Origin of the sequence: Lysobacter yananisis, from assembly GCF_031199375.1 — a bacterium.
Lineage (GTDB): Bacteria > Pseudomonadota > Gammaproteobacteria > Xanthomonadales > Xanthomonadaceae > Lysobacter > Lysobacter yananisis.
The window spans coordinates 861637-876294 of the sequence record NZ_CP133568.1 but is presented as its reverse complement, the minus strand read 5'-3'; the positions used below and the strand labels follow the sequence as shown (position 1 = coordinate 876294).

General features: G+C 69.8%; 8 protein-coding genes. 2 read left to right on the top strand and 6 right to left on the bottom strand.

All coding sequences use genetic code 11. The annotated features are described in order from the left end of the window. Positions 1-28: 28 nt before the first annotated feature. The 6 genes from RDV84_RS03740 to RDV84_RS03715 all read right to left on the bottom strand — a co-directional run bounded on the left by RDV84_RS03740 (position 29) and on the right by RDV84_RS03715 (position 7425). Complete coding sequence (locus tag RDV84_RS03740; RefSeq protein ID WP_078997694.1) at positions 29-805, bottom strand: HAD family hydrolase; 777 nt, start codon at positions 803-805, stop codon at positions 29-31. Next, positions 802-2910, bottom strand: coding sequence for a hypothetical protein (locus tag RDV84_RS03735; RefSeq protein WP_309152502.1), 2109 nt, complete (start codon positions 2908-2910; stop codon positions 802-804). The genes RDV84_RS03740 and RDV84_RS03735 overlap by 4 nt, the downstream gene beginning before the upstream one ends. Next, the gene (locus RDV84_RS03730) at positions 2907-3494 is read right to left on the bottom strand and encodes a phosphatidylinositol-specific phospholipase C/glycerophosphodiester phosphodiesterase family protein (protein ID WP_309152501.1); all 588 of its coding nucleotides are present in this window, start codon (positions 3492-3494) and stop codon (positions 2907-2909) included. Before RDV84_RS03730 ends, RDV84_RS03735 begins: the two co-directional genes overlap by 4 nt. Further along, complete coding sequence (locus RDV84_RS03725; RefSeq protein WP_309152500.1) at positions 3491-4681, bottom strand: glycosyltransferase; 1191 nt, start codon at positions 4679-4681, stop codon at positions 3491-3493. The genes RDV84_RS03730 and RDV84_RS03725 overlap by 4 nt, the downstream gene beginning before the upstream one ends. Next, a complete protein-coding gene (locus RDV84_RS03720; protein ID WP_309153677.1) occupies positions 4678-6318 on the bottom strand; it encodes an NTP transferase domain-containing protein in 1641 nt (546 codons plus the stop codon). Before RDV84_RS03720 ends, RDV84_RS03725 begins: the two co-directional genes overlap by 4 nt. Before the next feature lie 66 nt (positions 6319-6384). Then, entirely contained in the window at positions 6385-7425 is a 1041-nt protein-coding gene (locus RDV84_RS03715; protein WP_309152499.1) for a class II aldolase/adducin family protein, read from the bottom strand. A 411-nt stretch (positions 7426-7836) separates the two neighbouring features. Between RDV84_RS03715 and RDV84_RS03710 the strand changes: the two genes are divergently transcribed. Both RDV84_RS03710 and RDV84_RS03705 read left to right on the top strand, forming a co-directional pair. After that, positions 7837-11193 carry a non-ribosomal peptide synthetase gene (locus RDV84_RS03710; protein WP_309152498.1) on the top strand — a complete coding sequence of 1119 codons (3357 nt, stop codon included), beginning with the start codon at positions 7837-7839 and terminating at the stop codon, positions 11191-11193. Next, positions 11190-14531: a non-ribosomal peptide synthetase gene (locus tag RDV84_RS03705; protein ID WP_309152497.1), complete on the top strand. Its 3342-nt coding sequence runs from the start codon at positions 11190-11192 to the stop codon at positions 14529-14531. Before RDV84_RS03710 ends, RDV84_RS03705 begins: the two co-directional genes overlap by 4 nt. Positions 14532-14658: the final 127 nt, after the last annotated feature.

The following is a 14658-nucleotide window of genomic DNA, read 5'->3' as shown; positions in this document are numbered from 1 at the left end:
TCTCCCCCTGCTTGGATGGGCGCGCCGCTCAGCGCGCGTGCGCGCCGGCGAACTGGCTCACCCCGTCGACCTTCCCCGAGAAGAAGAACTGGTGCAGTTCGGTGAAATCGTCGAATTCCACGTCGCAGCCGGCGTCGCGGCCTTCGTGGTTGCGGTCCACCCGCAGCAGCGTGCTGATCCCGAACGGGCGCGCGCCGGCGATGTCGTTGACCGGGTGGTCGCCGATCATCCAGATCCGCGCCGGATCGATGCCGAGCTTGTCGATCGCGAGCCGGAACGGCGCTTCCTGCGGCTTGTCGGCGCCGGCCTCCTCGGACGTGACCACGTAGTCGAAGCAGTCGTCCAGGCCGAAGTAGATGATCTTGCGGAACTGGATCTGCGAGGTCAGGTCGGTGATGATCGCCGTGCCGATGCCGCTGCTGCGCAGCGCCTGCAGGAACTCGCGCACGCCCGGGAACAGCTCGCAGTGCGAGAGGAAGGTGCGCCAGTAGGTCTGCTCCAGGTCGAGCGTGATCACCAGCTGGGTCTTGCGCCCGAGGATCTCGATGCCGCGCTGGAAGTACAGCAGCCGGCTGTGCGAGCTGGCGGTCTTGCCGAGCTGGCGCTTGACGTCTTCGCGCGCGCGCGCGAACGCGCCGCTGACCTCGTCCGCGGCGACGCCGAGCAGCTTGGCCGCCTTGCGTTCGGCCGCCGCCAGCGCCTGGCTGTGCGGCCGGTCGTAGGCGTACAAGGTGTTGTCGGTGTCGAAAATAATCGCCTGCGGCGCACGCAGGACCTTGTCGTTGTTGTGGATTCTCAGCGTCATCGGATGCGGCTCTTCAACGATTCTTCGATCTGGATCAGCACGAGCAACTGCATGATTCCGCTCATGCCCCCTTCCCACTGCGGGCGGATGTCGAGCATCTCCTCCAGCCCCGGCACCAGCGTGTGCGCGGCCATGGCGATGTCGTCGGCGTCGACTTCCCCCTCGATGCTCATTTCCACCTCGCTGCCGTCCTCGCTGGACTGCACGTCCAGGTGCAGGCCGCAGATGCCGATCAGGATCCGCGCCAGGCGTTCGTGCGAGGTGCCGTTGCGGATCAGCGCGACCAGCTTCAGCCGCACGTGTTCGAGCGCATCGCCGGTCTCCAGCTGGCGCGCGTTGACCGGCTCCAGCCGCAGCACCAGCCGCGCCAGACCGCGCTGCGGATGGATGTGCAGGCGCGAGTCGGCCATGCGCTTCTCGATCGAGGCCAGCACGGTGGCCAACGGGTGGCCGCGCTGGTGCACGTCGCGCTCGATCTTCCAGGCCCGGCGCAAGCGCTCGTCGAGGTCGAGGAACACCGACACGTCGAAGCGCTCGCGCAGTCCGCGCATGTGCAGCGCGTGCAGGCCCGAGGCGATCACCACGTCGTTCTTGTCGATCCGGGTCGGCGCGGTGAAGCGGCCGGCGCCGTGGTCGTAGTGGCGGCACAGGATCGGCTTGCCGTCCATCAGCGCCAGCACGTCGTTGTTGAAGCGTTGCAGGTCGTTGGCGCGCGGATTGAGATGGGTCAGGCCCTTCCACATCGGCGCGTAGCGGTCCCAGACGTGATAGTCGTCGCCGGAGACGTGCACCACCGAGTGCTCGCCGAAGATCCCGGCGAGCGCGCGGCTGAGGGTGTCCTTGCCCGAGCCCGAATCGCCGGCGATGCCGAGCGTGACCGGCTTCTGCGCGATGCGGTAGTAGTCGTTGCGCGCGACCCGCTCGCGCAGCATCTGCACCAGCAGCACCAGCCCGGCGGCGACGATCAGGGTGTAGGCCAGCGAATGCAGGTGCGGGCTCAGCGCGCCGCCGAGTTCGGCCAGGCGCGCGGCCGGGTCGAGTCCGGTCCACGGCAGCGAAGCGCCGCTGGAATAGACCAGGTGCATGGCGATCAACAGGGCCGAGAACACCCCGGTCAACACCCGTGCGCCGCGATCGCTGTGCAGTTGATGGGCGACCAGGAACGGCACCAGCCACAGGTACCAGCCCGGCGGCGCGGGCGTGGCCAGCACCACCAGGAAGAACGCCAGCCCGGTCGCGGCGACCAGCAGCTCGAAGCTGATCCGGCGCAGCCGCCACAGGCCGTAGACCGCCAGCAGGTACAGCAACGGGGTCAGGTAGACGCGCAGGTCGTGGCCCAGCGGCAGGGCGAGATCGAACAGGCGCAGCGATTCGGGCGTGCCGAACACCATGCGCACGAAGCCCGGCGAGGCCAGCCACGGCGCCAGCGACAACAGCGCGGTGATCGCGAAGCCCTGCGCGAACGGCCGCAGCAGGCCGCGCAGGCGCTTGTTGCGCCATAGATAGATCGCCAGCACCGGCGCCGCCAGCAACATGCTGAACTTAGCGGCGAAGGCCAGCCCCAGGGCGATGCCGCCGCGCCGCACCCGGTATTCGCGCAGGCACAGCAGCGACCACAGCAGCAGCGCCACCGGCACGATGTCGGTCTGGCCGTTCCAGTAGGTCACGTACAACGCGATCGGCGACCACCAGTACAGCCACAGCAGCATGCGCGGGCGTTGCGGCCACAGCCGCAGCAGCAGGTACAAGGTGGCGATGTCGAAACCGAGCAGGCCCAGGCGGAAGCCGATGCCGGTCAGTTCCGGAACTCCCGCCAGCGTCGCCGCGAGCAAGCCCAGCGCGGTGCCGGGCAGGTGCGCGATCAGCATCGCCGGGCCGTAGGGATAGGCCATCGGGTCGCCGCCGGCGGCGAGGAACGCCGACCACGGGTCCAGCGCCGGATGGGCGATGGCGTGGGCGACGAACGGCACGAACCACTGCTGCTGGATCTGCGGCGCCAGCAGCACCGCCAGCGCCAGCTTCAACAGCAGGCCGAACCGGAACACCGGATCTCGCCAGATCCTGTTCGCCCAGATCTTGTCGGTCCCAATCCGGTCCGCGCTCATCGCCACAGCTCCGGTTCCTTGGTGCACACCGCTTCGGCGACGATGCCCTCGCGCGCCAGCAGCGCGCGCAGGGCCGGAATTCCGCTGCCGGCATCGCGACCCTGCAGCTCGGGCGAGACCAGGCACAGCTTGAATCCGGCGTCCTGCAGCCGGCGCGCCTGCGCGCCGTCGAGCGGGAAGCGGGTGAAGCAGTCGACCCACACCCACTGGATGCGTCCGGCCAGGCTCAGCGCGGTGTCGATGGATTCGAACTCCGACACCCGCACCGCGCAGCGCGATTCGCCGCGATTGGCGGTGCGCACCAGGAACGGGAAGGACTGGTCGAGGAAGAAATAGTCCTCGATGCCGCGTTCGCGCATCAGCGCGATCAGACGGTCCTCCAGGCCTTCTTCCTTGACGTTGAGGATCAAGGTGCGATGGCGGAAACCGGCCAGCCAATCCTCGAAGCGCTCGCCGTCGGCGAAGGCGTCGTGGTGGATGATCAACTCCTCGCCGCGGCTGCGCAGGTCGAGTTCGATGCCGAGCTCGGCCGGGGTGTCGCTCAGCTCGGCGAGGGTGTTGCGGCGATGGCGGATCACGATCATGCCGGGCGTCCTCGCAGTTCGCGGCGCAGGCGCAGGCTGAAGTCGACGGTGCGTTTGATGAAGCGCAGCTTGGCCCGCCAGTTCACGTTCCAATGCGAGTGGCCGTGCGCGCGTTCGCCGAAACGCACCGGAAAGCGCTGCACGCGCAGGCCTTGATGCAGCGCCTGGTGATAGGCGTACAGGTCCAGGGCGAAATCCTGCGGCGGCTCGCGCCAGGTCTCGAAGAACGCGCGCGGGAACAGGGTCGGCTGGGCATTGATGTCCCACATGCGCCGGCCCAGCAGCACCGTTTCGAACGCCGACATGCCGACGGTGAAGGCGACGTCGCCGAGCGGGCGGCCGTGGCGGCGGCCCTTGACGAACAGGCGCCGCGGATCGGCGTCGGCGTCGAACAGCTGCAGCCCGCGCAGCGCGTCGAACGGATCGGTCTGCATGTCGGCGTGGGTCCAGCCGATCACCTCGCCGCGCGCCGCGCGCAGGCCAGCGAGGATGCCGTGGCCGTAGCCCCGGTTGACCTCGACCCGCACGCTGCGGATGCGCGACTGGCCTTCGAGCAGGCGCGCCAGCACCGCCGGGCTGTCGTCGCTGGAACCGTTGTCGACCAGCACCGCCTCGACCCGCTCGTCGCGGAAAGTCTCGCGCAGGCGCGCCACCAGCAGCGGCAAGTTGGCCGCTTCGTTGTAGCAGGGGATCACCAGCGACAAAGTGGTGCGCGCGCCGGCGCTGTCGCCCGCGGCCGCGCCCGCGTGCGTCACCGCGGCCGGCGCAGCGTCGGCGCCGAACACGAACAGCTTGAGCCCGATGAAGTTCATCGCCGCCGACACCCCGGTGGCGGCGACGAAGGCCAGCGCCAGCGCGATCTCGCCGCGGCCAAGCACCGCCAGCGCCAGCGCGTTCACCGCCACGTTGGCCGCCAGCGCGACCGCGTAGACGGCGAGGAAGCCGAGCAGTTCCCGCGGGTGCCAGCGCGCGCCGACCCGGAAGGTGAAGGCGCGGTTGGCGAAGTAGCCGAACGCCGCGCCGGCGACGTAGCCCGCGGTCTTGGCCGGATGCACGTTCAGCGCCAGCCACAGCAGGCCGCGATAGACCGCGAAGTCGATCGCCACCGCGGTGAAGCCGACCAGCAGGAAACGCGCGAGTTCGCCGCGCAGGCGCGAGGACGCGGCGGGCGCGGGCAGGGCGTTCACCACGTCGCGCGCTCCGGTTGGCGCATGCGGTAGCGCTGCTCCAGCGCCGCACGCGCCGGTTCGGCCACGCGCGGATCGCGTTCGAGCCGGTACGGATGCGCCGGCCACTTGTGGAAGCACGATTGCCAGTACTCGTAGGTGCGCAGGTCGTCCGGCGTGCCCCAGCACAGGTAGTGCGAGACCTCGAAGGTCTTGCAGCGCAGGCCCAGCGCGAGCGCGTCGTTGATGCAGGTATCGACGTAGAACTCGCCGTTGACCCGGCCGTCGCGCGCGATCATCGCCTGCGCGGCGGCGACGAAGTCGGCGGCGCGGCGGAAGGTGAAGGTGCCGAGCACGATCGGGTCGTTGGCCGGGTCGGCCAGCGGCTGCTTGACCGAGACCGCGCGCACCGCGCCGTCGCTTTCGTCGACCCAACCGTAGTGCTGCGGGCGGCGCGCCGCGCCGGGATAGCCGCGCGCCGTCCACACCAGCACGTCGGCCGAATCGTCGGCCAGCGCCAGCGCCAGCGCGTCGGCGTCGAACACGGCGCCGTTGTCGCAGGCGCCGATAGTCAGCGGCTGTTCGAGATCGATCCCGTCCAGGCCGAGCAGGCAGGTACGCGCCTGGCCGTCGGTGACCTGCTCCAGATCGACCTGGGCGCTGCCGGGGAAGCGTTCGCTCAGCGCCGCGCCGATGCGCTCGCGCCCGGGGATGTCGCGGCGCTGCACGAACACGCGTTGCGCCGGTTGCGGCAGGTCGCGCGCGGCCTGCACCACCATCGCCTCGCCGGAGACTTCGATCAGCGGCTTGGGATCGGCGTAGCCTTCGGCGGCGAAGCGCGAACCCAGCCCGGCCATCGGCACCATCACCGCGCCGCGCTGGGCCGGCGGCGGCAGCGCGCGCGCGGGATCGGCGATGCGGCGGAACGCGTCGGACCAGTAGCGGTATTCCTCCAGGTCCTGCGGCGTGCCCCACTGCATGAAGTGGTTGAGTTCGTACACCGCGATGCGGCGGCCGTCCTCGAGCAAGGGCTTGTAGGCCAGGCTGACGTAACGCTCGCCGCCCAACTCCAGGTCCGGCCGCGCCATGGTCCGCTCGAACGCGTCGCGCATCAGCGCGCCGGAGGCGAAGTAGTAGCTTCCGCTGGAGGCGTACTCGTTGCGCGGCTGGTCGGTATAGGGCTTCTTTTCCTGGATGTCGAGCACGCGCCCGCGCTCGCTGCGCACGTAGGCGTAGTTGGTCGAGCCCATCATGTGCGGGTGGAAGCCGGTATAGCAGGGGATCGCGCCGTCGCAACCGCTTTCGAGCACCGCGCGCTTGAAGTCGGCGTAGTCCCAGCTGCAGGCGAAGTCGCAGTAGTTCACCAGCGTCGGCGCATCCGGATCGAGGTAGTCGATCGCCTGCAGCACCGCGTTGACCGGGCCGAGCTTGTGCGGCGCGATCGCGACCACGCGTCCGCTCGGGCAGTACTGCGCGAGCAGGTCGGCCATGCGATAGGACGGTTCTTCCAGGTGATCGCGGTTGCAGACGAACACGAACTCGGTTTCGCCCGGGAACATGTCGACTACGTGGGCGACGATGGGCTTGCCCTCGACTTCGATCAGCGGCTTGGGCACGCGGTATCCGGCGCGCCTGAAGCGCTCTCCGAAACCCGACATGGGAACTACGATCTGCATGGATTCCTTCCGTGGATCAGTTCGCGATGGGTTGGACGCGGCGGTGGATCAGTTCGGTGTCCGCATCAGCGAACGGCGGTACTTCTCGGCTTCCCAATCGATCAGTTCGGCGACATCGGACTCGCCGAGCTCGGCCAATGCGGCCTCGCCGTCGAGCCGCAGCGCCACCAGCGCCAGGCAATGCAGCATCGCGTGCGCGCCGTCGGACAAGTCCGGCGCGGTCAGCACGCCGGCGCCCGGCACCAGCGCGAAACACGGCGCCGCGCCGCATTCGGCGGCGGTGCGCGCGAGCGCCGCCGACAGGCATTCGCCGTCGTTCACCACCGCCGCGCGCGGCCCCAGGAACACCGCGTGATCCGGATACAGCACGCCGCCGGCGGCGATGCGCAGCGCTTGCGCATCGGTCGCCAGCGCGTGCACCAACTCCAGCGGCGCCGGCGCCCAGTGCAGATCATTGACCTGCGCCAGTCGCTGCGGCTGCGACGATGGCGCGTCGCGTTGGGGAAGACGCAAACGGCGCTCGACCTCGGCCAACAAGGCTTCGGCGCCGGCGCGATCGGCCGCGCCGACCACCAGGCCGTGATTGCCGAGCACCAGTACGTCGGGCGTGCGCGTATTCAGTATTCCGGCCACGACTTGGGTCAGGCGATGGCCGGGACGGCGATACGGCACCCACGCCCAATTCAGTCCGTCTAAGCGCTGCGCGAGTTGCGTTTGTGCATCGCGACGCACCGCCCAGGCGATGGTGGCGACGCTGTGCACATGCACCACCAACGCATGCGGCAGCAACGCATGCAGCGACGTCTCGATCGACGGACGCAGCGCCAGCCCTTGGCTCAGCAGGTTCACGCGCGTTTCGCCGTCGTCGTGGCGCAACGCGTCGCGCACCTGCGCCAACGGCAGCGGCACGAAAATGTCGCGTTCGTGCGCGTGCGCAAGCCAGGTGCCGGATGCTTTCACCCACAGCGCGTCGCCACGCTTGAGCGAGGTATTGCCGCCACCGCCCTGCACCAGCGACGGGTCCGCGCCGATACGCGCAGACAGTGCGATTAGATCGTTTAAAAAGTCAGCATTGACCACATCACCCACCCCTGGGCAATGGTTGCCGACCGCACCTGCGGTGCCCCATTCAACTGCCGATCCATGCATTGGGCCCCCCCGGGCCAAAAACTCCTGACGCTCGCAAAAACCCCTATTCCTATCGGGAAATGGAAACGAAACCCTTCACCGCCCGTTCCCCAATCGTGTACCGCTCGTCGGCACTGCTTCGGGTCCCCAGCCTGGCACTGGCGTGCCGGCAACCGAATGTGGTCCGCTTTGCGCCCGAACCCCGTTATGTGCATAGGATATATACGGGGGGCACGACTGACTGCACACCAAGGATGACAGCGACCACCGGTCGCGTGCAACAACATCTCAGGTTCTGCGAAGAGTACGTGCCATTAAAGCGCCGACAGGGTAGGTCGGCTGACGATGTTTCGTCACATGGAAGGTAAAGGGATGAGCGAGATCGATCATCGCATCGCTGGGTTGTCCCCGGCGAAGCGCGAGCTTTTGCGTCAGATCGCGGCGCGCCAGCGCGCTGCGCAGAACCGGATTCAAGCGAGGCCGCGCCCCGAGCGCATCCCGCTGACGTTCGGCCAGCGCCGCTTGTGGTGGCTGGACCGTTTCACTCCCGGCATGACGGCGTACAACTCGCCGGCCGCGCTGTGGTTGCGCGGCGAGTTGAACGTGCCGGCCTTGCGCGAATGCGTGCAGGCGCTGGTCGATCGCCACGAGGCGCTGCGTACCGTGTATCGCACGCACGACGGCGAGCCGCACCAGCACATCCTCGAACAGCTGCAGGCGCCGTGGCGCGAGGTGCGCGCGCACGGCGACGATGCCGACGCGCGCAGCGCCGATGCGTTGCGCCTGGCGCGCGAGGACATCCGCGTCTCGTTCGACCTGAGCCGCGACGCGATGCTGCGCGCGCTGCTGATCGAGGCCGAGCCGAAGTCGCATCTGCTGGTGCTGACCTTCCACCACATCGCCATCGACGGCTGGTCGATCAGCAAGCTGCTCGACGAGCTGTACCTGCTCTACAACGCGCGCGTGCGCGGCGAGCAGGCGACGCTGGAAGAACTGCCGCTGCAGATCGCCGACATCGCGCTGTGGCAGGACGAAACCCTCGGCGGCGAAGGACTGCAGCCGCAGCTGGACTACTGGCGCGAACGGCTGACCGGCGCGGCGACCACGCTCGACCTGCCCGCCGATCGCGCACGCCCGGCCGCGCAGAGCTTCCGCGGCGCGCTGCATCGCCTGCAGATTCCCGATGCGCTGAATCAGCGCATCGAAGCTTTCGCGCGCGAGCGCAACGCGACGCTGTCGATGGTGTTCCTGGCCGCGTACCAGGCGCTGCTGTCGCGCTACACCGGCCAGGACGACATCACCGTGGCGATGGGCGTGGCCGGGCGCAACCGGGTCGAGCTCGAATCGGTGGTCGGTTTCTTCGTCAACACCCTGGCGATGCGCACCCGCCTGGACGGCGAGCCAAGCTTCGCCGAACTGGTCGAGCGCGTGCGCGAAAGCGTGCTCGGCGCGATGGAGAACGCCGACGCGCCGCTGGACAAGGTGCTGGAAACCCTGCGCCTGCCGCGCTCGCCGAGCCACACGCCGCTGGCGCAGGTGATGTTCTTCTTCCAGAACTACCCGGCCCAGGACGTCGAACTGGAAGGGCTCACGGTCGATCCGCTGCAGCTCGACGAACTGCAGCCCGGCAACGCCCAGGGCGATCTGAGCCTGTTCGTGAGCCAGGACTCGCGCCGCGAGCTCGTGCTGGAGTACAGCACCGACCTGTTCGATGCGGTGCGCATCCAGCGCCTGGCCGCGCACCTGCTGACCCTGCTCGATCACGCCGTCGCCGAACCCGACGCGCGCGTGTCGGCGCTGCGGTTGATGGGCGCGGACGAAACGGCCGAACTGGCGCGGTGGAACGACACCGCGCGCGAACTGCCCGCGCAGCGCACCCTGGCGACGCTGGTGCAGGCGCAGGTGGAGCGCTCGCCCGATGCGATCGCGCTGAGCTTCGGTACGCGCCACATCGCTTATCGCGAACTCGACCGTCGCGCCAACGCGCTCGCGCATCAGCTGCGCGCGGCCGGAGTGAAGGCCGGCGAACTGGTCGGCCTGTACGTCGATCGCACGCCGGAGATGCTGATCGGCCTGCTCGGGATCCTCAAGGCCGGCGGCGGCTACGTGCCGCTGGACCCGACCTATCCCAGCGACCGTCTGGCCTACATGCTGGAGACCTCGGCTTCGCGCGTGCTGGTGACCCAGCGCGAACTCGCGGCGACGCCGCCGGCCGCGGTCGAATCGGTAGTGATCGCCGATGCCGACGCCGAACTCGACGCCAGCGCCGACGCGCCGCCGGCCGACGGCGCCGGCGAGGACGACCTGGCCTATGTGATCTTCACCTCCGGTTCGACCGGCAAGCCCAAGGGCGTGGAGATCCGCAACCGCTCGGCAGTCAACCTGCTGCGCTCGGTCGCGCGCGAACCGGGCCTGGCCGCGGGCCAGACGCTGTGCGCGATCAGCACGCTGTCGTTCGACATCGCCCTGTTCGAATTGGTGCTGCCGCTGACCGTCGGCGCGCACATCGTGCTGGTCGACCGCGACACCGCGCGCGACGGCATCCGCCTGCGCCGGTTGGTCGACGAAGCCCGACTCGACGTCATGCAGGCTACGCCGGCGACCTGGCGCATGCTGCTGGAGGTGGGCTGGCGCGGCAACGACGCGATCAAGATCATCTCCACCGGCGAAGCGCTGCCGCGCGAACTCGCCGACCGCCTGCTGCCGTGCTGCGGCGAGCTGTGGAACCTGTACGGCCCGACCGAGACCACGGTGTATTCGGCGCTGTGCCGGGTGTTGCCGGGCGAAGGCCCGATCTTGGTCGGCAAGCCGGTCGACAACACCCAGATCCACATCGTCGACCGCAACATGCAGCTGCTGCCGGCCGGCGTGCCGGGCGAACTGTTGATCGGCGGCGATGGCCTCGCCGCCGGTTATCGCGGCCGCCCGGACCTGACCGAAGAGAAGTTCATCGCCGATCCGTTCGCGGCCGCGCCGGGCAGCCGCCTGTACCGCACCGGCGACCTCGCGTTCTGGCGCTACGACGGCACGTTGGAAGTCATCGGCCGCATCGATCACCAGATCAAGCTGCGCGGTTTCCGCATCGAGCTGGGCGAGATCGAATCGGTGCTGGCGCAGTTCGCCGGCGTGACCCAGGCAGTGGTGCATTGCCGCGAGGACCGTCCGGGCGACAAGCGCCTGGTCGCCTACGTCACCGCCGACGGCGCCGCGCCCGCGGCGACCGCGCTGCGCGACCACCTGCGCGCGGCGTTGCCGGACTACATGGTGCCCAGCGCGTTCCTCGTGCTCGAACGTTTCCCGCTCACGCCCAACGGCAAGGTCGACCGGCGCGCGTTGCCGGCGCCGGAAGACGTGGCCGGCGGCGAGGACGGCGGCGAGGACGACATCGCGCCGCGCACGCCCGAGGAAGAAACCATGGTCGAGCTGTGGAAGCAGTTGCTCAACGTGCGCCGGGTCGGCGTGCGCGACAACTTCTTCGACCTCGGCGGCCATTCGCTGCTGGCCACGCGCCTGCTGGCGCGCATCGACCAGCACTTCGGCATCGAGCTGCCGCTGCGCGCGATGTTCGAGGCGCCGACCCTGGAACAACTGGCCGCGCGCGTCGCGGTGGCGCGCGAGCAGATCGACGGCGCCGACCTGGAAGCGCTGCTGGCGAGCCTGGAAAACCTCAGCGACGAAGAAGCCGCGGCCCGCTTGAACCAGGCCACGGGAGGCGGAGAGCCGTCATGAGCGAGTTGGACGCGCGTTTGGCCGGTTTGTCGCCGGAACGCCGGGCCCTGGTGCTGCGCCAACTGGCGCAGCGCAAGGCCGCCGCGGCGCGGCCCGGCGTGGTGCGGCGCGAGCGTCCCTCGCGCCTGCCGCTGTCGTTCGCGCAGCAGCGCCTGTGGATCCTCGATCAGTTCGAGCCGGGTTCGGCGGTGTACAACGTGCCGCTGTCGCAGTGGATCGACGGCCCGCTGCGGCGCGAGCCGCTGCAGCGCGCGCTCGACGAGGTCGCGCGCCGCCACGAAAGCCTGCGCACGGTCACCCGCAGCGACGCCGAAGGCCCGTACCAGCACATCCTGGCGCCGGCGCAGGTGCCGTTGGGCTATGCCGACCTCAGCGACCTGCCGGCGGCCGAGCGCGACGCGCAGGCGATCGAGCTGGCGCGCAAAGAAGCGGCCATCGGCTTCGACCTGAGCCACGGCCCGATCCTGCGCGCGCTGCTGGTGCGCACCGGGCCGCAGCGCCATCTGCTGGTGCTCAACGCCCACCACATCGCCATCGACGGCTGGTCGCTGGGCGTGATCCTGGAAGAGCTGCACGCGCTGTATCAGGCGTTCGACGCCGGCCAGCCCTCGCCGCTGGCGGACCCGCAGCTGCAGTACGTCGATTACGCGCTGTGGCAGCGCGACGAGTTCGAGCACGGCACCCTGGCCAAGCAGCTGGAGTACTGGAAAGAGCGGCTGTCCGGGCGCCTGCCGGTGCTGGAGCTGCCCGGCGACCGGCCGCGTCCGCCGCGGCAGAGCCCGCACGGCGCGGTGCTGCGCGCGGTGCTGCCGGAAGACGCGTACGAGCGCGTGCGGCAGATGGCGCGGCGCGAGGACGCCACCGCCTTCATGGTGTTGGTGGCGGCGTTCCAGACCTTGCTGATGCGCTACTCCGGGCAGACCGACCAGGTGCTCGGCGTCGGCGTGGCCAACCGCGGCCGGCCCGAACTGGAGTCGATGGTCGGCTTCTTCGTCAACATGCTGGCGCTGCGCAACGACCTGTCCGGCGATCCCAGCTTCCGCGAACTGCTGGCGCAGGTGAAGGAAACCACCCTGGGCGCGTATTCGAACCAGGACCTGCCGATCGAGCGACTGATCGAAGAGCTCGACCTGGACCGCGCGCAGAGCCACACGCCGCTGTTCCAGTCGATGCTGTTCTTCCAGAACTTCCCCGGCGAGTCGCGCACCGAATCGGGCCTGCGCCTGAACACGGTGGCCTTCGACACGGTCAACCAGGGCACTTCGCGCACCGACTTGTCGCTGTTCGCGGTGGAAGACCGCGGCCAGCTGGTGATGATGTTCGAGTATTCGACCGCGCTGTTCGACGAGGCCACCATCGCCGCGTTCGCCGGCCAGCTGCAGCGCCTGCTCGCGGCGGCGGCCGAAGACCCGGCGCGCACGCTCGGCGAACTCGACATCCTGTCGCCGCTGGAGCGCCGGCAGTTGCTGCGCGACTGGAACGACACCGCGGCCGACACGCCGGCGTTGCCGCTGCACGGGCTGTTCGAAGCCCAGGCCGCGCGCACGCCCGCGGCGATCGCGGTCGAATCCGGCGATCAGCGGCTGAGCTACGCCGAACTCGACGCGCAAGCCGAAGCGGTGGCGCGCGCGCTGGCCGCGCGCGGCGTCGGCGCGGGCGATCTGGTCGGCCTGTACCTGGAGCGTTCGCCGGCGATGCTGGCGGCGCTGCTGGGCACGCTCAAGGCCGGTGCGGCGTACGTGCCGATGGACCCGAGCTATCCCGCGCAGCGCCTGGGCTACATGCTCGAGGACGCGTCGATGCGGTTGGTGCTCGGCGACCGCGACCTGATCGCGAATCTGCCCGCCGGGCAGGCCTCGCTGAGCCTCAAGGACGCGCTCGCCGACGCCGGCGATGCGCGCGCGCCGGTCGCGGTCGGCGCGCGCGATCCGGCCTATGTGATCTTCACCTCCGGCTCGACCGGCCGGCCCAAGGGCGTGCGCGTGCCGCACGGCGCGGCGGTCAACTTCCTCGCCTCGATGGCGCGCGAACCGGGCCTGGGCGAAACCGACGCGCTGTGCGCGGTGACCACGCTGTCGTTCGATATCGCCTTGCTGGAACTGATGCTGCCGCTCAGCGTCGGCGCGCGCGTGGTGCTGGCCGACCGCGACACCGCCGGCGACGCGATGGCGCTGGCGCGCTTGATCGAGCGCTCGCGCAGCACCGTGGTCCAGGCGACCCCGGCGACCTGGCGCATGCTGCTCGACGCCGGCTGGCACGGCCGCGCCGACCTGCGCCTGCTGTGCGGCGGCGAAGCGCTGCCGCGCGAGCTGGCCGACCGCCTGCTGGAACGCTGCGCCGAGTTGTGGAACATGTACGGCCCGACCGAGACCACGGTGTGGTCGACGCTGGAGCGCGTGCGCCGCGACGGCGCGATCTGCATCGGCAAGCCGATCGCCAACACCCGCGTCTACGTGGTCGACCGCGCGCTGCGGCCGCTGCCGGCCGGGGTGCCGGGCGAGCTGTTGATCGGCGGCGACGGCGTCGCCCTGGGCTATCTCGACCGGCCCGAACTGACCGCCGAGAAGTTCGTGCCCGATCCTTACGCCGCTTCGCCGGACGCGCGCCTGTACCGCACCGGCGATCTCGCGCGCTGGCGCCGCGACGGCCGGCTGGAAGTCATCGGCCGCATCGATCACCAAGTCAAGCTGCGCGGTTTCCGCATCGAGCTGGGCGAGATCGAATCGGTGCTGGCGCAGTTGCCCGGCGTCGGCCAGGCGGTGGTGCATTGCCGCGAGGACCGTCCCGGCGACAAGCGCCTGGTCGCTTATGTCGTCGCCGACGGCGATGCGCCGGCGGCCGGCGCGATGCGCGAACACCTGCGCGCGAGCCTGCCCGACTACATGGTGCCTAGCGCGTTCGCGACGCTGGAGCGTTTCCCGCTCACGCCCAACGGCAAGGTCGACCGCAACGCATTGCCGGCGCCGGACAGCGGCGCCGACAGCGAGCGCTACGTCGCTCCGCGCAACGACGACGAGGCGCGGTTGGCGGAGATCTGGGCGCAGACGCTGGGGATCGAGCGGGTCGGCATCGACGACGACTTCTTCGACCTCGGCGGCCATTCGCTGCTGGCGACCCAGTTGCTCAGCCGCATCAACCAGGCCTTCGCCTGCGATGCGCGGCTGCGCACGGTGTTCGAGGCGCCGACCGTGGCCGGCTTCGGCCAGTGGCTGCAGGCGCAGTACGCGCAGATGCTGCACGACGACGACGGGCTGGCCGGGATGCTCGACAACCTGGAAGGCCTCAGCGACGAGGAAATCCAGGCGCTGCTGTCCGAACAGGTCGCGACTGGAACCTGAGCGAACGGCCGCGGCGGCGCGGGGGCGCCGGCCGCGGCCGGGTGTTGCGTTCGCGCAACGCGGGTGGAAACACCGGTTTTTTCGGGAATTGCGTTAACGCAGTGGATGTACCCGGGCCGCCGTCGGG